16 protein-coding genes are annotated in these 20,471 nt (G+C 62.6%); 5 read left to right on the forward strand and 11 right to left on the reverse strand.

Translation table 11 applies throughout. The features are described 5' to 3' along the window. Positions 1 to 95: 95 nt before the first annotated feature. The 4 genes from NR164_RS01880 to NR164_RS01895 all read right to left on the reverse strand — a co-directional run bounded on the left by NR164_RS01880 (position 96) and on the right by NR164_RS01895 (position 5,475). Complete coding sequence (locus NR164_RS01880) at positions 96 to 1,805, reverse strand: ATP-binding protein (RefSeq protein ID WP_256822182.1); 1,710 nt, start codon at positions 1,803 to 1,805, stop codon at positions 96 to 98. Continuing rightward, on the reverse strand, positions 1,802 to 3,304 hold the full coding sequence (locus tag NR164_RS01885; RefSeq protein WP_126588402.1) for an ATPase domain-containing protein: 1,503 nt from the start codon (positions 3,302 to 3,304) through the stop codon (positions 1,802 to 1,804). The genes NR164_RS01880 and NR164_RS01885 overlap by 4 nt, the downstream gene beginning before the upstream one ends. Before the next feature lie 142 nt (positions 3,305 to 3,446). Then, positions 3,447 to 4,505, reverse strand: coding sequence for a lipopolysaccharide assembly protein LapB (locus tag NR164_RS01890; RefSeq protein ID WP_017846266.1), 1,059 nt, complete (start codon positions 4,503 to 4,505; stop codon positions 3,447 to 3,449). Positions 4,506 to 4,581: 76 nt separating this feature from the next. Continuing rightward, positions 4,582 to 5,475 carry a bestrophin family protein gene (locus tag NR164_RS01895; RefSeq protein WP_057004149.1) on the reverse strand — a complete coding sequence of 298 codons (894 nt, stop codon included), beginning with the start codon at positions 5,473 to 5,475 and terminating at the stop codon, positions 4,582 to 4,584. Positions 5,476 to 5,712: 237 nt separating this feature from the next. On the opposite strand from NR164_RS01895, the gene NR164_RS01900 reads away from it, so the two are divergent. From NR164_RS01900 to NR164_RS01920, 5 genes are read left to right on the forward strand one after another with little or no spacing between them, the layout of a single operon-like run. Next, on the forward strand, positions 5,713 to 7,362 hold the full coding sequence (locus NR164_RS01900) for an AMP-binding protein (protein ID WP_256822183.1): 1,650 nt from the start codon (positions 5,713 to 5,715) through the stop codon (positions 7,360 to 7,362). Positions 7,363 to 7,384: 22 nt separating this feature from the next. Next, positions 7,385 to 8,152 (forward strand): SDR family NAD(P)-dependent oxidoreductase, encoded by a 768-nt coding sequence (locus tag NR164_RS01905; protein WP_017846263.1) that lies wholly within the window; start codon positions 7,385 to 7,387, stop codon positions 8,150 to 8,152. Between the two features lie 13 nt (positions 8,153 to 8,165). Continuing rightward, entirely contained in the window at positions 8,166 to 9,350 is a 1,185-nt protein-coding gene (locus NR164_RS01910; protein WP_017846262.1) for an acetyl-CoA C-acyltransferase, read from the forward strand. 9 nt (positions 9,351 to 9,359) lie between these two features. Continuing rightward, positions 9,360 to 10,487: an acyl-CoA dehydrogenase gene (locus NR164_RS01915; RefSeq protein WP_256822184.1), complete on the forward strand. Its 1,128-nt coding sequence runs from the start codon at positions 9,360 to 9,362 to the stop codon at positions 10,485 to 10,487. Positions 10,488 to 10,498: 11 nt separating this feature from the next. Then, positions 10,499 to 11,272 (forward strand): enoyl-CoA hydratase, encoded by a 774-nt coding sequence (locus NR164_RS01920; protein WP_017846260.1) that lies wholly within the window; start codon positions 10,499 to 10,501, stop codon positions 11,270 to 11,272. Between the two features lie 63 nt (positions 11,273 to 11,335). Here NR164_RS01920 and NR164_RS01925 read toward each other — a convergent pair whose 3' ends face one another. The 7 genes from NR164_RS01925 to NR164_RS01955 form a co-directional block, all read right to left on the reverse strand. Continuing rightward, on the reverse strand, positions 11,336 to 12,487 hold the full coding sequence (locus tag NR164_RS01925; protein ID WP_046383502.1) for an acyl-CoA dehydrogenase family protein: 1,152 nt from the start codon (positions 12,485 to 12,487) through the stop codon (positions 11,336 to 11,338). Positions 12,488 to 12,490: 3 nt separating this feature from the next. Next, entirely contained in the window at positions 12,491 to 13,594 is a 1,104-nt protein-coding gene (locus NR164_RS01930) for an enoyl-CoA hydratase/isomerase family protein (RefSeq protein ID WP_046489483.1), read from the reverse strand. A 134-nt stretch (positions 13,595 to 13,728) separates the two neighbouring features. Further along, entirely contained in the window at positions 13,729 to 14,574 is an 846-nt protein-coding gene (locus NR164_RS01935) for an alpha/beta hydrolase (protein WP_017846257.1), read from the reverse strand. Further along, on the reverse strand, positions 14,571 to 16,196 hold the full coding sequence (locus NR164_RS01940) for a cytochrome P450 (protein ID WP_256822185.1): 1,626 nt from the start codon (positions 16,194 to 16,196) through the stop codon (positions 14,571 to 14,573). The genes NR164_RS01935 and NR164_RS01940 overlap by 4 nt, the downstream gene beginning before the upstream one ends. Before the next feature lie 2 nt (positions 16,197 to 16,198). Then, a complete protein-coding gene (locus NR164_RS01945; protein ID WP_256822186.1) occupies positions 16,199 to 17,716 on the reverse strand; it encodes an acyl-CoA dehydrogenase family protein in 1,518 nt (505 codons plus the stop codon). Between the two features lie 233 nt (positions 17,717 to 17,949). Then, positions 17,950 to 18,660 (reverse strand): HPP family protein, encoded by a 711-nt coding sequence (locus NR164_RS01950; RefSeq protein ID WP_046383498.1) that lies wholly within the window; start codon positions 18,658 to 18,660, stop codon positions 17,950 to 17,952. A gap of 188 nt (positions 18,661 to 18,848) precedes the next feature. Continuing rightward, positions 18,849 to 20,459, reverse strand: coding sequence for a glycosyltransferase family 39 protein (locus NR164_RS01955; RefSeq protein ID WP_256822187.1), 1,611 nt, complete (start codon positions 20,457 to 20,459; stop codon positions 18,849 to 18,851). Positions 20,460 to 20,471: the final 12 nt, after the last annotated feature.

A 20,471-nucleotide genomic window follows, 5' to 3' on the forward strand; every position in this document is an offset into this window, starting at 1 on the left:
ATCAGGATTGAGGTCCACTGGGTGAAAATTCCAGGTCCCAGTGGTAATCCTTCGTACCCAAGCCCCTTGACCGATTCCATTTTCGAACCGTGGCTTTATTGCACCTTGTTGCCGATTGCCTCCGCTTGGCTGGCGGCTGCGCGGATCATTTCCCTGACTTTCGCCGTCAAGAGATCAAACGTGAACGGCTTGGTAATCAACTGCATCCCAGGGTCCAGAAAACCACCGCGCACCGCCGCGTGTTCGGCATAGCCGGTGATAAATAGGACCTTGAGTTCCGGCCGAATCTGCCGGCCGATTTCCGCCAGTTGCCGGCCGTTCATGCCCGGCAGCCCGACGTCGCTGATCATCAGGTCAATGCGCTGGTCGGACTCGATGATCGGCAGTGCGGTGTTGGCATCGCTGGCCTCGACAAAGGCATAGCCCAGTTCCTTGAGCACCGCGCTGACCAGCACCCGTACCGCCGGGTCGTCCTCGACGATCAACACTGTTTCACCGGCATTGGCAAAGGGCAGCCGCGCGGGGTTCGCCGCTTCGGCCACGACCATTTCACCGACGAAACGCGGCAGGAACAGGCTGACGGTAGTGCCTTTTCCGACTTCGCTGTGGATCGTCACATGGCCACCGGATTGCCGTGCAAAGCCGTAAATCATCGACAGGCCGAGGCCGGTGCCCTGGCCGATCGGTTTGGTGGTGAAGAAAGGATCGAAGACGCGCCCCATTAAACTTTCCGGGATACCGCAGCCGCTGTCGCTGACGCTCAATTCAACGTAGTCACCGGGTTGCAATGTGCCGTAGGCGGCGGTGAACACGCTGTCGAGATGGCGGTTGCTGGTTTCCACGGTGAGGTTGCCGCCGTTCGGCATGGCATCGCGTGCGTTGATCACCAGGTTGAGCAGCGCGCTTTCCAACTGGTTGGGGTCGGCTTCGGCGGTCCAGAGCGGGTCGCTGAGGCGCATGTCCAGCGCAATGCTTTCATTGATGCTGCGTTGCAACAGTTCGCCCATGGAGGTCACCAGTTGGTTGATCTCGACGGGTTTTGAATCCAGCGACTGCCGCCGGGAGAACGCGAGCAGGCGGTGGGTAAGGCCGGCGGCCCGGTTGGCGGAGGTGACGCCCAGGTCGATCAGGCTGTCCAGGTCGTCCAGCTTGCCGCGGGAGACGCGCCTGCGCAGTAACTCCAGGCTGCCGATGATGCCGGTGAGCATGTTGTTGAAGTCATGGGCGATGCCGCCGGTCAACTGGCCGACGGCCTCCATCTTCTGCGATTGACGCAGTGCTTCTTCATTGCTGCGCAGCTGCGCCGTGCGTTCTTCTACTTGCTGCTCGAGCGTCTCCAGCGTGCGTTGCAAGCGCAGTTCGCTTTCGCTCAGGTCGATCAGCCGGTCGCGCGCATCGTATTGTCGGCGGCGTCCGCGCAGTGCCGCCGTAACCAGGCTGATCAACGTCACAGGATGGAAAGGCCGCTCGAGGAAGGTGACATTGCCCAATAACCCGCTCAGGTGCGAGGAACCGTTCTGCTCGGCGCCGCCGTGATGGGTCATCAATACGATGGGCAAATCCGACCACGCAGGCTGTTGGTGCAAATACTCGAGCAGCGGCTCCAGATCGACGCCGCGCAAGGCTTCGGCAGCAATAATCAGCAGGCCGGCTCCTTCTTCCAGTGCGTTGCACAAGGCCGTCAGGCCCGTGGCGATCACGCCGTTGTACCCGGCCTCGTTGAGCATCATCAGCGCCAACGCGCCGTCGCGGCCCATCGGCGCAAGTACGATGGCGCGCTCGGAGACGGGGGATAGGCTCGTCACTGGCCCTCATCCTTGAGCAGAGGAGAGCCGGCGCCCATGTACGTGGGGATACCGCGCAGTACGCCCTGGAAATTATCGAGCGGCTCGCCGACAGTCATGCCCTGGCTGCTGATGCGGTACTCGCGAATGGTTGATTCATGGGCACCGGTGCGTTTCTTGATGATTGAAATGGCGCGGCGCACCTTGCCCAGCGCTTCGAAATAGCGCAGCAGAATGACCGTGTCGGCGAGGTAGGTAATGTCGACGGGCGCCTGCATGTCACCGACCAGGCCGTGCTGGGCGACGGTCATGAACGTGGCGGCGCCGCGGCGGTTGAGATACAGCAGCAGTTCGTGCATGTGCAGGATCAGCGCATTTTCTTCCGGCATGGCGGCCTGATAGCCGTTGATGCTGTCGATCACCACAGTCTTGATCCCGCGCTCATCCACGCAGCGCCGCACGCGGTGCGAGAACTCGCCGGGGGTCAACTCGGCCGCGTCGACTTGTTCGATCAGCAGGTTGCCGGTGGCTTGCAGCGCGGCGAGGTCGATGCCCATGTTTTTCATGCGCTCGAAGAGCAGGCCCAGTTCCTCATCGAAGATGAACAGCGCGGCTTTTTCGCCCCGCGCCACGGCGGCGGCGGCAAACACCATCGAGATCAGCGACTTGCCGGTGCCGGCGGGGCCGAGGATCAGGCTGCTGGAGCCGGTCTCGACTCCGCCGCCCATCAAGGCATCCATTTCGCGAATGCCGCTGCTCAGGGTCTCGCGCACATAGCCGCCGCGATGCTCGGCCGCCACCAGCCGCGGGAACACATGCACGCCATCGCCCATGATGGTGAAATCGTGGAAGCCGCCGCGGTACTTTTGGCCGCGGTACTTCACGACCCGCACGCGACGGCGTTCGGCGCCGTAATTGGGCGTCAGTTCTTCCAGGCGAATCACCCCGTGGGCGACGCTGTGTACGGTTTTGTCGAGGGATTCGGTGGTCAGGTCGTCGAGCAGCAACACCGTGGCGTCGTAGCGCACGAAATAGTGCTTGATCGCCAGGATCTGTCGTCGATAACGCAGGGAACTTTGCGCCAGCAGGCGGATTTCGGAGAGGCTGTCGACCACCACGCGGGTCGGCTTGACCCGTTCCACCACTTCAAAGATCTGCCGCGTGGCCTCGCCCAGTTCCAGGTCGGAAGAGTACAACAGGCTTTGCTGCTGTTCGGCATTGAGCAGGCTTTCCGGCGGGGTCAGCTCGAAAATATGGATATTGTCATCCAGATCCCAGCCGTGGGATTTTGCGCCCTGGCGCAATTCACGTTCGGTTTCGGACAAGGTGATATAGAGCGAGCGTTCACCATTTTCTGCTCCTGCCTTCAGGAAGTGCAGGGCGACGGTGGTTTTGCCGGTCCCTGGTTCGCCTTCGAGCAGAAACAGATGGCTGCGGGACAAGCCGCCGCAAAGAATGTCATCAAGACCTTCAATACCGGTGGCCGCCTTTTCGGATAACAGCGCGTTGGACATAGACAAGAAGTGCCCTCAGGTCACATACGAGTAAGGGGTGCGCGTTCGTTCGAGCGCGCTATACCTTCTTGACCCTGGCGTATGAGCGGGGTTCCACCTTTTCGTCTTTTGCGCGCAATGTCAGCGCCTGGGCGGCGATGCGGCGCGCCTACAGGCCCTGTTGCAGCGCCGGATCATCCGGGTTTTGTTGCTCCAACTGCGCCAGCAGCACCTGAACGTTCTGCAATTGACCGCTTTCTTTCCAGTAGCTGACCAGCAGCACTCGCGCCTTGCGATTGGCCGGGTGGCGCTGGATGATTTCTTCCAACTGGCGCTGGGCGGCTTCGAGTTCTTCCTGAGCGTGCAGGGTGGTGGCCAGGTCGTAACGGTAATCCTGATTGCTCGGTTCCAGTTCCACTGCCTTGGACAGGCCGAGCAAGGCGTAAGCACGCTCGCCATGGTGCAGCAACCACATGCCCAGGGCGTGTTGCAGGTACGCGGATTCGGGGTGCGCCGCGAGCTGGCGGGCCAGCAGTTGGCGGGACTCGTCGGTCTTGCCTTGTTTATCCAGCAGTTCGATTTGCGCAACCACGGCTTGCAGGTTGTCCGGCTGCAGGCGCATCGCTTGCTCCAGGGCGTTCTGCGCCTCCGGCAACAGCGCGCTGTGGATGTACAGGCGCGCCAGTTGGAGCCAACCTTCGGCGGTTTCAGGTTGCGCCTTGAGCTTCTTCACGAACTCATCGAGTACCTGCTGCAAGGGCCCGAAATACAGGCCGAGGGTGTCGGGCGAGAGGCCGAGCAATGCGTTGGCGGCGGCAAAGCGCACGTCTTGTTGCGGATCGTCGAGCAAGGGCCCGAGCAGCAGCGTGCGCTGGCCCGTGGGCACCAGGCCGACGATGCTGTGAATCGCCGCTTCACGCACCTGCGGCGAGTCATCGGCCAGGTCCTTGTCGGCGAGCTTCAGTGCCTGGGGGCTGGGGTAATTGGGCAGCTCGGCGTGCAAGGCCACACGACGCTCGTCGGACAAGTCCGGCCGGGCCAGTTGCTGGTACAGCACGCGGGCGGCGCCCGGTTCGCCGTTGCGCGCCTGTTTCAAGGCTTTCGCGTAGCCATGGGCAATGGCGGGCGGCACGGCCACCGGGGTGGAACGGGAGAAATACCAGGTGATCAGCACAATCAACAACAGGGCGCACAGGCCGATGATGGAGTAACGGCGTGACTTTGACATGCAGGCGTCCGAGAGCTTAGGCAGCTAGGGCAAAGCTCTCAGCTTCGGTCAGACCACGGCGAGTGTCAAACCTGTATCAGGTCAGCACGTATTCCACCGGCTCCAGGGCAGGCGGCAAGGCCGTTTCGCCGAGGGCCGCCAGAATCTCGCGCTCCAGGGTCCGCACGATCGCGTTGCAGGGCAGGTCGTTCTCATCGAAGCCGAAGGGGTCCTCCAGGTCGTCGCCGATTTCGTCGAGGCCAAAGAAGGTGTAGCTGACGATTGCGGTGAACACCGGTGTCAGCCAGCCCAGCGGTTCGGCCATGGCAAACGGCAACAGAATGCAGAACAGGTAGATGGTGCGGTGCAGCAGCAGGGTGTAGGGGAAGGGCAGCGGTGTGCTTTTGATCCGCTCGCACGCTGCCTGCACCTGGGTCAGGCTGACCAGTCGGGTTTCCAGCTGGGTGTAGCGCCATTCACTGATCACGCCCCGTTCGGCCAGCCCGGAAAACCGCGCGCCGAGCTGTTGCAGGACCTGGTCCGGGAGGTTGGGGTGGCCTGCTTCGACGTCGATCCAGGGCTTCACCGCTCGCGCCTCATCTTCCAGGCGCAGGCGCGCGATCAATCCATGGGCAAAGCCGCACAGGCCGCGCAGCAGGCCGGCCCGCTCCAGCGGGTCGCTGAATACCTGGGTTTCACGGATCAGTGAGCGCACTTCGATGGTCATCTGCCCGAGTTGCTTGCGGCCTTCCCACCAGCGGTCGTAGCAAGCGTTGTTGCGAAAACTCATGAAGATCGACAGCGACAGCCCGAGCAAGGTGAACGGCGTGGCATTGACCTTGGAGAAATACGCCGGGTGCAGGGTTTCCACCAGCACGATGACCGAGGCCAGCAACGTGACCAGCAGGCTGCGCAGGGCGATGCGCTTGGCGATCGAGCCCTTGAGCGAAAACAGAATGCCCAGCAGGTTGGGTTTGGGGCGAACGATCATCGGGAGGGGCTTCTTCGGTGGCGCAGGCCATCAGGTTAGAAGCTGGCGGCCGGCGCGTCCAATCGCTTGGGCCGACCGCTTGATCGGCGGGGTCTATGATCAAGCGGCATTGGCCAAACCAGTCAGGCATGTTGGTGGCTTTGACCATTGCTGCTGCAGCGCTCTAGAGCGACTATTTCCGCGGTTCTTGTCCGAAAAAAACGTCCTGAAAATAAAAATACTGAAGGATTTGAAGCGATGCGTGACTATTTGGCTGCCACTACCGAGTTCGATTACCAACACACCGTCGACAGCACCTTGGCCGGTAACCTGCAAGGCCTCAATGCCTGCGTCGAATGTTGCGACCGGCATGCGTTACCAGGGCGCATTGCGCTGTTCTGGGAAGGCAAGGATGGGCGCAGTACCACATCCACCTTCAGCGACTTGCAAGACCAGGCAGCACGCTTCGCCAATTTCCTGCTGGCCCAGGGCGTCAAACGCGGCGACAGAGTGGCCGGCCTGTTGCCACGCACCGCCGAATTACTGGTGGTGGTCCTTGCGACCTGGCGCATCGGCGCCGTCTACCAACCGTTGTTCACCGCCTTCGGCCCCAAGGCCATTGAGCATCGCCTGAACAGTTCCGGCGCGGCCGTGGTGGTCACCGATGCGGTGAACCGGCCCAAGCTCGCGCAAGTGGAAGGCTGCCCGACGATCGTCACGGTCACTGGCGCCAAGGGCGAAGGCCTGGTACGCGGTGATTTCAGCTTCTGGGCCGAGCTGGCCACCTATTCCAACCACTGCGAGCCGGTGCTGCTGGGCGCTGACGACCCGTTCCTGCTGATGTTCACCTCGGGCACCACCGGCCCGTCGAAAGCGCTGTCGGTGCCGCTCAGGGCCATTGTTGCGTTCCAGAGCTACACCCGCGACGCGGTGGACCTGCGCCCCGAAGACGCATTCTGGAACGTTGCCGACCCGGGCTGGGCCTATGGCATCTATTTCGGCGTGACCGGACCGTTGTCCATGGGCCACCCGATTACTTTCTACGATGGCCCGTTCACCCTCGAAAGCACCTGCCGGGTGATCAATAAATACGGGATCACCAACCTGACCGGCTCGCCGACCGCGTATCGCCTGTTGATTGCCGGCGGCGAGCAATTCGCCCGCTCGATCAAGGGCAAGCTGCGTATTGTCAGCAGCGCCGGCGAGCCGCTGAACCCGGAAGTGATCCGCTGGTTTGCCGACAACCTGGGGGTGACCATCCATGACCACTACGGCCAGACCGAGTTGGGCATGGTGCTATGCAATCACCATGGCCTGGAACACCCGGTGCATGTCGGTTCGGCGGGTTTTGCCTCGCCGGGGCATCGCATCGTGGTGCTGGACGACGATCACCAGGAATTGCCCGCCGGCCAGCCAGGGATTCTCGCCGTCGACCGTGAGCAATCGCCGATGTGTTGGTTCGCCGGCTATGACGGCGTGCGGACCAAGGCGTTTGTCGGCAAGTACTACCTCAGCGGCGACACCGTCGAACTGAACCCTGACGGCAGCATCAGCTTCGTCGGGCGCAGTGACGATGTGATCACCACTTCCGGCTACCGCGTCGGCCCGTTCGATGTGGAAAGCGCGCTGGTCGAACACCCGGCGGTGGTGGAAGCGGCGGTCGTCGGCAAGCCCGACGCGGAACGCACCGAGCTGGTGAAAGCCTTCGTGGTGATCAACGAACAGTTCCGCGCCACCCCCGAGTTGGCCGAGGAATTGCGCCTGCATGTACGCCAGCGCCTGGCCGCGCATGCCTACCCGCGGGAAATCGAATTTGTCAGCGACTTGCCCAAAACCCCGAGCGGCAAGCTGCAGCGCTTCATTTTGCGTAATCAGGAAATCGCCAAGGCGCAAGCCGTGTTGGCCTGATCCACTTTTCAAGGAAACAACGATGCAGATTGCAAACAAGGTTTTTCTGGTCAGCGGCGGCGCGTCGGGCCTCGGCGCAGCCACCGCTGACATGCTGGTCGCCGCTGGCGCCAAGGTGATGCTGGTGGACCTGAACGCCGATGCCGTCGCGGCCAAGGCCAAACAACTGGGCGACAACGCCCGCAGCGCGGTGGCGGACATCAGCCAGGAAGCCGCTGCCGAAGCCGCCGTGCAGGCCACCGTTGCGGCCTTTGGGGGCTTGCATGGGCTGGTGAACTGCGCCGGTGTGGTACGCGGCGAGAAGATCCTCGGCAAGAACGGCCCCCATGGCCTGGCCAGCTTTGCCCAGGTGATCAACGTCAACCTGATCGGCAGCTTCAACCTGCTGCGCCTGGCCGCTGCGGCCATCGCAGAAACCCAGGCGGACGCCGACGGTGAACGCGGCGTGATCATCAATACCGCGTCGGTGGCGGCGTTCGACGGGCAGATCGGCCAGGCGGCGTATGCTGCGTCCAAAGGTGCGATCGCCAGCCTGACCCTGCCCGCCGCACGCGAATTGGCGCGCTTCGGCATTCGGGTGATGACCATCGCCCCCGGCATTTTCGAAACCCCGATGATGGCCGGCATGACCCCGGAAGTCCGCGATTCCCTGGCCGCTGGCGTGCCGTTCCCGCCACGCCTGGGCAAACCGAGCGAATACGCCGCGTTGGTTCGACACATCATTGAAAACAGCATGCTCAATGGCGAGGTGATCCGTCTCGACGGCGCCTTGCGCATGGCAGCCAAGTAAGAGAGGAAGCGTCATGAGCGATCCCATCGTAATTGTCAGCGCCGCACGCACCCCCATGGGCGGGTTCCAGGGCGATCTCAAAGGCCTGACCGCGCCGCAACTGGGCTCCGCGGCGATTCGCGCCGCCGTCGAGCGTGCCGGCATCGCCAGCGATGCCGTGGATGAAGTGCTGTTCGGCTGTGTACTGCCGGCCGGCCTCGGCCAGGCCCCGGCACGCCAGGCCGCGCTTGGCGCCGGGCTGGACAAGGCCACCCGCTGCACCACCCTCAACAAAATGTGCGGCTCGGGCATGGAGGCGACGATGCTTGCCCATGACTCGCTGCTGGCCGGCAGCGTTGATGTGGTGATTGCCGGCGGCATGGAAAGCATGTCCAACGCGCCGTACCTGCTGGACCGCGCACGCAGCGGCTACCGCATGGGCCACGGCCGCGTGCTCGACCATATGTTCCTCGACGGCCTGGAAGACGCTTACGACAAAGGCCGCCTGATGGGCACCTTTGCCGAAGACTGCGCACAACATAACGGCTTTACCCGCGAGGCCCAGGATGCGTTTGCCATTGCATCCCTGAGCCGCGCACAAGCGGCGATCAGCAATGGCAGCTTCGCGGCCGAGATCGTCCCGGTGCAGGTCACAGTGGGCAAGGAGCAAAAAACCATCCTGCATGATGAGCAACCGCCCAAAGCCAAGCCGGAGAAGATCGCCAGCCTGAAACCGGCGTTCCGTGAAGGGGGCACAGTGACTGCGGCCAACTCCAGCTCGATTTCCGACGGTGCGGCGGCCTTGCTCCTGATGCGTCAGTCCGAGGCGCACAAGCGCGGGCTGCAACCCTTGGCGGTGATCCGTGGGCATGCGGCGTTTGCCGATGAGCCGGGCCTGTTTCCGGAGGCGCCGGTGGGGGCGATCCGCAAGTTGATGAGCAAGACCGGCTGGAACCTGGGCGACGTGGACCTGTTCGAAATCAACGAAGCCTTTGCCGTGGTCAGCCTGATCACCATGAGCAAGCTGGAGATCCCCCACGACAAGGTCAACATTCATGGCGGCGCCTGTGCCCTGGGCCACCCGATCGGCGCCTCAGGCGCGCGGATTCTAGTGACGCTGCTGTCGGCCCTGCGCCAGAAAGGCCTCAAGCGTGGCGTCGCCGCCATCTGCATCGGCGGCGGTGAAGCCACGGCCATGGCGGTCGAATGCCTGTATTAAGGATTGAACATGCTGCCCAATGACGAACAACTGCAAATCAGCGACGCGGCCCGACAATTCGCCCAGGAACGCCTGAAACCGTTCGCGGCCGAGTGGGACCGCGAGCACCGCTTTCCCAAGGAGGCCATCGGCGAAATGGCCGAACTGGGCTTCTTCGGCATGCTGGTGCCGGAACAGTGGGGCGGTTGCGACACCGGCTACCTGGCCTACGCCATGGCCCTGGAAGAAATCGCCGCCGGCGACGGGGCCTGCTCGACCATCATGAGCGTACACAACTCGGTGGGCTGCGTGCCGATCCTCACGTTCGGCAACGATCAGCAGAAAGAGCAGTTCCTCAAGCCTCTGGCCAGCGGCGCGATGCTCGGCGCCTTCGCGTTGACCGAGCCGCATGCCGGTTCCGATGCCAGCAGCCTGAAAACCCGTGCGCGCCGCGAAGGCGACCACTATGTGTTGAACGGCTGCAAACAATTCATCACCTCCGGGCAAAACGCCGGCATCGTGATTGTGTTTGCCGTCACCGACCCGGCGGCGGGCAAGCGCGGCATCAGCGCGTTTATCGTGCCGACGGATTCGCCGGGCTACACGGTGGCGCGGGTCGAGGACAAGCTGGGCCAGCATGCGTCGGACACTTGCCAGATCCTGTTCGAAGACGTCAAGGTGCCGCTCGCCAATCGTCTGGGGGAGGAGGGCGAAGGCTACCGCATCGCCCTGGCCAACCTCGAAGGCGGGCGTGTCGGCATTGCCTCGCAATCGGTGGGCATGGCCCGCGCCGCCTTTGAAGCGGCGCGCGACTATGCCCGCGAGCGCGAAAGTTTTGGCAAAACCTTGATCGAACACCAGGCCGTGGCCTTCCGCCTGGCGGACATGGCCACGCAAATCGCCGTCGCGCGGCAAATGGTGCATTACGCCGCCGCCCTGCGCGACAGCGGCAAACCGGCGCTGGTCGAGGCGTCCATGGCCAAGCTGTTCGCCTCGGAAATGGCCGAGAAAGTCTGCTCCGCCGCCTTGCAAACCTTGGGCGGTTACGGTTACCTGAGCGACTTCCCCTTGGAGCGGATCTACCGCGATGTGCGGGTCTGCCAGATTTACGAAGGCACCAGCGATATTCAGCGCATGGTCATCTCACGCAATCTTTAAGGAGCCATTACATGAGTTACGAAACTATTTTGCTCGACGTGCAGGGCCGTGTCGGGTTGATCACCCTCAACCGCCCGCAAGCCCTGAACGCGTTGAACGCACAACTGATCAACGAGTTGAATCAGGCGCTGGACACCCTGGAACGCAACCCTGAAATCGGCTGCATCGTGCTGACCGGCTCGAAAAAAGCCTTCGCCGCCGGCGCCGACATCAAGGAAATGGCCGAGCTGACCTACCCGCGGATCTATATCGACGACCTGTTCAGCGAGGCCGATCGCGTGGCCAACCGTCGCAAGCCGATCATCGCGGCCGTCAACGGCTTCGCCCTGGGCGGCGGCTGTGAGCTGGCGCTGATGTGCGACTTCATTCTGGCGGGCGACGGCGCCAAGTTCGGCCAGCCGGAAATCAACCTCGGCGTGCTGCCGGGCATGGGCGGCACCCAGCGCCTGACCCGCGCCGTGGGCAAGGCCAAAGCCATGGAAATGTGCCTGACCGGGCGCTTTATCGATGCGGTGGAAGCCGAGCGTTGTGGGGTCGTGGCGCGTATTGTCCCGGCCGATGAACTGCTCGAAGAGGCGCTGAAAGTCGCCACGCTGATTGCCGGCAAGTCGGTGCCGATCAGCATGATGGTCAAGGAAAGCGTGAACCGGGCGTTTGAAGTGAGCCTGTCGGAAGGCGTGCGCTTTGAGCGTCGGGTATTCCATGCGGCGTTTGCGACGCAGGATCAGAAGGAAGGCATGGCGGCATTCGTGGCCAAGCGCGCGCCTGAATTCAAAGATCAGTAAGCAGCTTATAAACGCCACATCCCCCCTGTGGGACGCTCCCACAGGGGGGGTGTGGCGTGTCAGTCAGAGCTGGTAGTTCTTCAGCTCCCGTGCAATTACCATCCGCTGAATCTCGCTAGTGCCCTCGTAGATCTGCGTGATCCGCGCATCGCGGTAGTAGCGCTCCACCGGATAATCCTCCAGATACCCATACCCGCCATGAATCTGCATCGCCGAGGAGCAGACCTTTTCGGCCATTTCCGAGGCGAACAGCTTGGCCTGGGACGCTTCCGACAAGCACGGCTTGCCCGCACTGCGCAGGCGTGCGGCGTGCAGGATCAGTAAACGTGCGGCATTGAGCCGGGTTTGCATGTCGGCCAGCAGGTTGGCCACGCTCTGGTGCTCGATGATGGCCTTGTCGAACTGCACGCGGTCACGGGCATACGCCAGCGCCGCTTCAAACGCAGCACGGGCGATGCCCAGGGCTTGAGCGGCAATGCCGATGCGCCCGCCTTCCAGGTTGGACAGCGCAATCGCCAGGCCTTTGCCACGCTCACCCAGCAGGTTGGCCTCAGGCACGCTGCATTGGTTGAGGGTGACGGCACAGGTGTCCGAGGCGCGGATGCCCATTTTGTGTTCGGTACGGTCGACCACGAACCCCGGCGTGTCGGTCGGCACCAGGAAGGAAGAAATGCCGCGCTTGCCCAGTTCCGGATCGGTCACCGCAAACACAATCGCCAACTTGGCGCGCTTGCCGTTGCTGACAAACTGCTTGGCGCCATTGATCAGCCACTGGCCGTCGCGCAGTTCGGCACGGGTACGCAGGTTGTGGGCTTCGGAGCCGGCCTGCGGTTCGGTCAGGCAGAAGCAGCCGATGGCCTGGCCGCTGGCGAGGTCGGCCAGCCAGGTTTGTTTCTGTTCAGGTGTGCCGTAGTTGAGGATTGGCCCGCAACCCACTGAATTATGGATACTCATCAGGGCGCCTGTGGCACCGTCGCCGGCGGAAATCTCTTCCACGGCCAAGGCATATGCCACGTAATCGACATAGGTGCCGCCCCATTCTTCCGGCACCACCATGCCCAGCAGGCCCAGTTCGCCCATCTTCGCCACCAGGGCATCATCGATCCAGCCGGCTTTTTCCCAGGCCTGGGCGTGCGGGGCGATTTCGCCACGGGCAAAGTCGCGCGCCATGTCGCGAATCATGATCTGTTCTTCAGTATATTCAATATCTTGCATGGCTTATCTCGCAACCTGCGTGAAGTTGTGGAAGAAGCTTTCCACGTGGCTCGGGTCCAGTCCATGGAGCGTCGACGGGTTCCAGCGCGGGCTCTTGTCCTTGTCGATGATCAGGGCGCGGACGCCTTCAATCAGGTCGCCACGCTCGAACCACTGGCGATCCAGATGCAGTTCCAGGGCGAAACACTGCTCCAGCCGCAAACGGCGCCCGCGCCGCAGCATTTCCAGGGTCACGGCCATGGCCAGCGGCGAACGGGTTTGCATCAGGTTGGCCGTGGTCAGCGCCCATTCATGGCTGTTGGCGACGGTTACTTGCTGCAGTTGCTCGACAATGCTCGGCACGTCCGGCAAGGCAAAGAAATGATCGATAGCGGGGCGCAAGGCGGCAAGCGGGGCGTCCGGCAGTTGTTGCACGGCCAGCTTGGCCAACACGCCTTGCAGATCCTTGAGTGGGGAGTCTTGCCACAACAGCTGGTCGAGTTTCTGGTCGAGGTCGGCCAGCTTGGTGCTGTCCAGGTACCAGTCCGCCAGCCCGCAGTACAACGCATCGGCCGCGCGAATCTGCACGCCGGTGACGCCCAGATAAATGCCCAGTTCGCCAGGAATGCGCGGCAGGAAGTAGCTGCCGCCGACGTCGGGGAAGTAACCGATCGCCACTTCCGGCATCGCCAGGCGGCTGCGTTCGGTGACCACGCGCAGATCCGCGCCTTGCACCAGGCCCATGCCGCCGCCGAGGACAAAACCGTCCATCAGGGCCAGTATCGGTTTGCGGTAATGGTGGATGGACAGGTCGAGGGCGTATTCCTCGACGAAGAAATCCTGGTGCAGGCTGTCGCCGTTCTTGAAGCTGTCGTAAAGCGAGCGAATATCGCCGCCGGCGCAGAAGGCTTTTTCACCGGCACCGCGTAGGACCACGGCGTACACCTGGGGATCGTCTGCCCAGGCCTGTAGCTGTTCGGTCAGGCTGCGAACCATGTTCAGGGTGATCGCGTTCAAGCCGGCGGGGCGATTGAGGGTAAGGTGGCCAATATGGTTGCGAACGTCGGCCAGAACCTCTTGCTGAAGCCTGTCGGCGTGGCTTGCCTCGGATGAAACCTGAGCAGTCATCTGTAACTCCCTGCTTTTATTGTTCTTTATCAATATGTTCGGGGACGAACGCTCCCGCGATCGTACCAGTGCAAATTTGCCCAGTACAACCCGGAATCATGCAGGTCGTTTTTGCATTTATGCAGAACCGGCGATCAGGCCGCCGAAGGATGAAAATAGCCGGCCAGAGCCTCGGCGCAGAGCAGCACGGCCCGCCTGGCCGCAGGCTCGGCAGCGGGGTGGTTGATAAACCCGTGGCGCATGCCTGGGTACTCTTTGTGCCGCACCGGCACCCCGGCGGTTTTCAAGCGTCGCGCGAAGGCGCGCCCTTCATCGCGCAGCGGATCGCAGCCGGCGGTGATGATCAAGGCCGCAGGCAAGCCCTGCAGGCACGGATCGCGGGCGGGTGAAAGCCAAGGATGCGCCCGCGGCGTATCGGCGGGTACGTAGTGGCTCACGTACCACTCCAGCAATTCGGCCGTCAGCCCGAAGCCTGTGGCGAAGTCATGTCGGGAACGATTGCGCGCCAGGCAGTCGAGAAGCGGGTAGAGCAGTAATTGAAAACCGATGTGCGCCTCGCCCAGGTCCCTGGCCATTTGGCCGATCACCGCGGCAAGCCCGCCGCCCGAGCCACCGCCCGCCACGGCGATACGCCGAGTGTCCAAGCCCAGGCTGGCACCGTGGCGGGCGATCCAGACCGTGGCGGCGTAACAGCTTTTTACCGCGGCGGGGAAGCGTTGTTCCGGTGGCCTCGGGTAGTCCACCGCCACCACGGCGCAGCCGGCCCACTCCGCCATCACCCGGCAAAAGCTGTCGTGGGTATCGAGGTCGCCTGTGACCCAGCCGCCGCCGTGGAAATACATCAGCACCGCGGCCGGCGCAGGACGGGCCGGCCGGTACAGCCTCACGGCCACCGGCTGCCCCGGTGTGGCCAGGGTCAGGTCGCTGACATCCATCACCACCGCATCACGCACTTCCCGGCGTGCCTGCTCGGGGCTCATGGCCTGGCCTCCGGTGCCTGTGCCTGGGCTTCGATTTCCACCAGGTAGTCCGGGGTTATCAGCGCCTTGACGCCCAACAACATGGTGGTCGGTTCGCAGCCCTCGAAAAACTCCTTATGCGCTTGGGCGATTTGCGGCAACCACTTCACGTTGGTGGTGTACATGCGTGTGGCAATCACTCGGGTGCGATCGGTGCCCAGCCGTTTAAGCGCCGCTTCGATGATTTCCAGGCAGCGACGGGTCTGTAAGTACACATCGTCGCTGGCGTAGGGGTTGCCCTGCTCGTCGAAGGCTACCGTGCCACTGGTGACGATGGTTTCACCGACGCGCAAGGCACGGCAGTAACCGCCATTTTTCTCCCAGGGGGCGGCGGAAAAGCAGCGCTGGATCGATGCGCCCTTTGGAATCGGTTCAAGTTCGACGTGGAGGGTCTTCAAGCCGCGGAACTGCAGGTTACTGGTACGCCACACCGGCGGCTTTTTCTCCTGCAGGCGCAGGTTCGGGAAGCGCTTGAGCAGGCTGCTGAACACCACCTCGGCCTCCAGCCGGAACAGCGCCGGGCCCAGACAGAAATGCACGCCACGGCCAAAGGCCAGGTGGTCGTTTTTCGCGCGTTGAATGTTGAAGCGGTCCGGGTCGGCGAAGTGCTCCGGGTCGCGGTTGGCAGCGGCACGTATCAGGTACACCAGATCGCCTTTGCGCAGGGTCTGGCCTCTGAGCTCGATATCTTGCGTCACGACGCGATGGCTGAACTGCCCCGACGGATCAATGCGCAGCATTTCTTCGATCGCGGGTTTCATCAACGAACCATCGGCCAGCAGTGCGTTCAACTGGGCAGGGTTGGTCAACAAGTACCACAGGCCGATGCCCAGCATATCGGCGCTGGTGGTGTAGCCAGCCACCAGAACAAAGGCCACCTGGGCCAGCAGATCGTCTGTGCTCGTGTCGGGGCCGGCGGCGGCAATGACACGGCTGACCAAGTCGTCACGCGGGGCCTGTCGGCGTCGCTCGATCAGGTTGCCGAAGTACGCATACATCTCCTCCAGGCCTTGCGCGGCGGCGCCGGGAGTATTCGCCGGGTCCAGGTTGCCGACCAGAAACATCAGGATCACATCGGTCCAGCGCCGCAGCTTGAGCGCATCTTTTTTGGGGATGCCGTAGAGCATCGCCAGCACTCTGGCCGGCACCTGATTGAACAGGCGGCTCATCAGTTCGGCGGAAGGGCCCACTGTGGCGAGGAGTTCATCGGTAACCGCCTGGATGTCTGCCCGCAGCGCTTCAATCGAGCGCGGCGTGAATGCGCGGCCGAGCAGATGGCGGCTGGCCTCATGGACTTTGCCATCCTGGGCGTACATCCAGCGCGATGCTTTTTCAATAAAGGGCTCGTACATCGCGCGTTTTTCGGGCGGCAGTTGCGCGTTTACCAACTGGCGTATCCGATCCGAGGAGTAGAGCGCGGCGTCGCTTTGCGCCTTGAAGACGTCATCGAAGCGAGTCAGCATCCACGCCTTGTGCTGGGAACTCCAATACACGGGATGATGGGTGCGTAGAAACGCGTAGGCCGGGTAGGGATCGCGAACCGTGTCGGGGTCGCGGAAGTCGGGTTTGCCTTGAGGGTTCATGGTTATTGATCCTCATACAATGCGCGGGTGAACTGCTGGATGTAGTCGGCTTTCGCGATAGGCGCGTCGACCAGTTCGTCAGGCGGCTTCAGCCAGTCGCCGAGCCAGACAATGCGCGCAATGCTGGCGCACGGTTCGTCATCGTGAGCGAGCCCCCAGCGGTGCAAATAGGCGACAAACACTGCGATCAAGTCGCGCAGCAGGCCCGGTTCGAGCGGCTGGCCTTCGAGCGCCTGAATGATCAGATCGAGGGCGCGGGCGTAAGTCAGCCCCACCGCTTGCGGGTGGGAAAAATCACCGGCGTCTCGGCACTGCCGGACAATGCTCCGCTCGATTGCCTGGCCCGGGTTACAGGGCGCGACCCGGTCAAATCGCGGACGGGACAGCGCATCCTTGATCACTTGGTAGGCCATCACGCTGTTGTCCCCGGCGAATGTCGGGCTGATCTCGAAGTCCATGCGCAGGGTGACGATCTGGTTGTAGTGGTGAAACCCTTGTGAACCACACAACTCACGGCACTGGGCGATCACTTCCAGGCCCATCCAGGTGCCGATGCATTTGCTTAATGCCGCGAGAATGTGCAGGTCTTTACGCCGTTCGGTCTGCGGCCATTGCGCTTCGAAGCGTTCGAGGATGGCTTGCTCAAGATACTTGAGGGCCAATGCCTTGAGCTGGACGTTGTACAAGCGCTGGCGAAACAGCGGGTTGCCCAGTAGCGGGCCGGCCTGTGTCAGGCGGTGGCGGGCGAATTGATAGGCCAGGTGCGCGCTCAATCCTGCACCAAGGCGCGAGGCGGCCATCAACAGCAGGCGCTCCTGGAGGAATGTCTCCAGTGCATTGATAAAACGTTCGTTTTTGGGCAGGTCGCTGACGAACTGGCCGTTGCGGGTAAACCTGGCGTGGCGTTGCAACAAGGCGTCGGTGTCCAGCTGCATCTGGCAAAAGCGCAAACCGCCGACCTGATTGGCGTGAATGCCGCCCTTGGGGTCGCAAGCCATGACCTTGACACCCGGGCGCAACGGGCCGTTCTCCGCGTCGCGAATCACCACGCGAAACCAGTGGTGCCCCTGGTCTTCGCCATTGACCTGCAATCGCGCGAGTACCATCGCCACCTGGGCGGCATACAAACTGTTGCCGATCCAGTATTTACAGGCGCCGGCGCACGGAGAGTCGAGCACCAGGCAGTGCCGGGCAGGATCGTAGGTAACGGTCGTCTTGAGGTTACGCACGTCGGTGCCGCTGGCGATTTCAGTGCAGCCAAAGGCATACACAGCGCGCATCTGAATGACTTCATCGCGGTAGCGCGCCACTTGCTCCGGGCTGCCCTGGGTCAGTAAGGCGTTGGCGGCAATCATGTGGTCGACCAGCGAGGAATACAGTGCGTAATCGTAGGCGCCGATCACGCCGATCTGTTCGCACAGCGCCCTGAAATGTGATTCGTCCGGTTGGCCGAGCCACATGTCATTGTTGATCACTCCGGCATTGAAAATGGCGTGCATACGCCTGATGGTCAGGTCCATGTAGGCCCTGAGGGGGAGGTGGTGACGTTCTCGAGCAGCAAATAACGGGGTGCGAAGCAGGTGTTGCAGACATTCGTTCATACCGTAACCCTCAGCCAGACTCTGCATGTCTTCGCTACTGGGTTACGGCGTTCCAGACCTCAAGTGAACCACTGACATAGTTAGAACTTTAGCCGCCGTGTACTGCGTCGCAACTCTGTGGACACGCCACTCGTCGTGCGCCATACATGGGCTCAATTGACACGGCTTGCCAGCACCTCACCGATACTGCGGCGGCGCGCGTGGGTTTCTGCGGCGTGGATCAACTGTTCCAGTTCATTGGGTTCCACATCGTAGAACTGTTCCATCTCGGCCAATGCCAGCTTCAGGTCGGCGGCGGTAATCGCCGGGTCGCGTGCGGCCCTGGCATCCTTAAAGATCGCTGTCGGCGACTCGCTGGCACCTTTGGGATAGCGCGTGCGGGTGGCATTGTTGTAGGCCAGTGCACAGGTCAATAACGCTCCGGCGCCGAGCATCACCACCGGCAGTTCCTGCCAGCCGAGCGCCGCCGAGGCCGGATCGGCCAGTACCAGCGTCATCGCCAGGCCTCCCGCGGGCGGGTGCAGGCAGCGCAGCCAGCAGATCAGGATCACAGTCATGCCCGCAGCCAGGCAGGCGCTGCCCAAGGTGCGCCCCAGGACCCGCGCGACTAACAGCGCGACCACGGCCGCACACAGGTAGCTGCCGATGATCGACCACGGCTGGGCCAGGGCGCCGGATGAAACGGCAAACAGCAGCACGGCCGACGCGCCCAGCGGGCCGAGCAGGTGCAGGGCGACCTCCATGCCAAACACTTGGGCGCAGAGCCATACGCTGAGCAGAGTGCCCAAGGCCATGCCGATCGCGGCACGGCTCCATTCGGCAGGGCGGGTATTGATGGCGGCGGGTAACCAGCGAGCGAGCATCGACAACTTCCATAAACAGCGGGCAAAAAAAAGGCTTGTCTGGTTTCCCGGAAAAGCCCTTGAAAGTTCCTGCATTTGGGGGAGGAACCTGCGTAGTGTGCCGAGCGCGATGCAAGGTCGCCAATGCATATTAATGCAGGTTAAATACAAAAATAATGGACTCAACTGGCCGGCTGCCGCCGGCGCAGTCAAGGTTGGAGGGGCTTGTCCAAGTGCAGCAGCACGTAGGGATTCTTGTCGAATGTGCCGGTGAGCGTCGGTGTGATCGAGCGCAATCGCGGGTCTTGCAACGCTTCGAAGTCGTCCTGGCTCATGACCAGCCACGCCGGGCCTTGCAACGTCGCCAGGTCGGCGGGCTGCTGTGTGAACAACGGCACTCGGTCGCAATCGAGGTTGACGATGAACTTGATGGCTTTGGCATCTTTGCCCAGCGCATGCAGCACGACGGGCGCCGGTTGCTGGTTGACCTGGGCCTGGACTTGCAGGCTGAAGGTACGCGTGTCATAGAGGCTACGCTCCAGTGGCTCGACCACCCAAATATAGGTGGTCCATACCGCCAGCACGGCGGTCAGCGCCGGCGCCAGCATGCGCAGGCGTGCCTGGAACACTGCCACCAACGCCAGCACTTGAAGCACGCCAAGCACGCCCAACACCCAGCCGATGTGCGCCAACTGCTCCGGGTAACGCGGGCGCGCCATCCAGAGCCCGGCGATCAGCAACGCAGGCAACACGGTCCACAGGCTCAGCATCAAGCCGCGCAGCCAGCCGAACAACCGGCCGTGGGCGACTTGAAACGGATACGCCGCAATAATGGCCGCCATCGGCAGCATCGGCAGCACGTAACGCGCTTTCTTCGCCTGGGGAACCGACAAGCCGAGCATCACCAGCAAGCCCGCCGCGGCGCAGTACAGCACCAACTGCAACGCCGGATCAGGTGCGCGTCGGCCGCCCAGCGCTATCGCCAGCAGCACCAGCAACGCCAGCGGGTAAGCCAGCGCGTAGTTGCCCAGGGAACTGCTGAAGTAATACAACGCACCGCTGGAGCCTTCGCTGCCATCCATCCGCCCGAGGAACTGCATGCGGATCACGTCCTGCATGAACGCTTCGCCGCCACTGAGCTTGGCCAGCAGCAACAGCAGGCCGACGCACGCCCCCAGCAGTGCCAGGGCCAACAGGCCGAAGCTGAACAGTTGGCGCCATTGGCGGTTGATCAGGAAGTAGCTGCACAGCACGCCCGTGGGAATCACCAGGCCAATCGGCCCACGGATCGCAAAACCCACGATCAACAGCAGGTACAGCCAATGCAAGCGCTTGGCGGCGCCGAAGTGATCATGTGCATAACCCAGGTAGAACACCGTCAGGGCCACGGCCGCGAGCATCTGGTCCAGCGACACCGCGCGGGTTTCGCTGATAAACGTGCTGCTGAGCAACAGCAGCGCAACACTCAGCAGGCCCCAACGCTGGGAGTAGGGCGCCGTCAGGCGATACACCAGCATGACGATCAGCGCCGAAGCGATGGACGTCGGCAACCAGGCCGTGAAGCTGTTGACCTGGCCCAGGGGCAAGGACAGCAGCCACGTCATCAGCGTCGAGGTCGCCAGGTAATCGGCATACGGTTGCCCGTAGGTCGTGGGGAAGAAGCTCGGCCCATGGCGCAGCATTTCCTGGGCGAATACCACGAAGCGCGAGTCAAACCCGATGATTGCCTGGTGCCAGTTACCGGCGATAAATAACAGCAACGCCAGCAGCGCCATCCCCAGCGACTGGCGCCGGATCGCTGCGTTCATCAGCTGGGGCATTTGATCTTTCAC

Source organism: Pseudomonas sp. Pse79 (assembly GCF_024519615.1).
GTDB classification, from domain to species: Bacteria; Pseudomonadota; Gammaproteobacteria; order Pseudomonadales; family Pseudomonadaceae; genus Aquipseudomonas; species Aquipseudomonas veronii.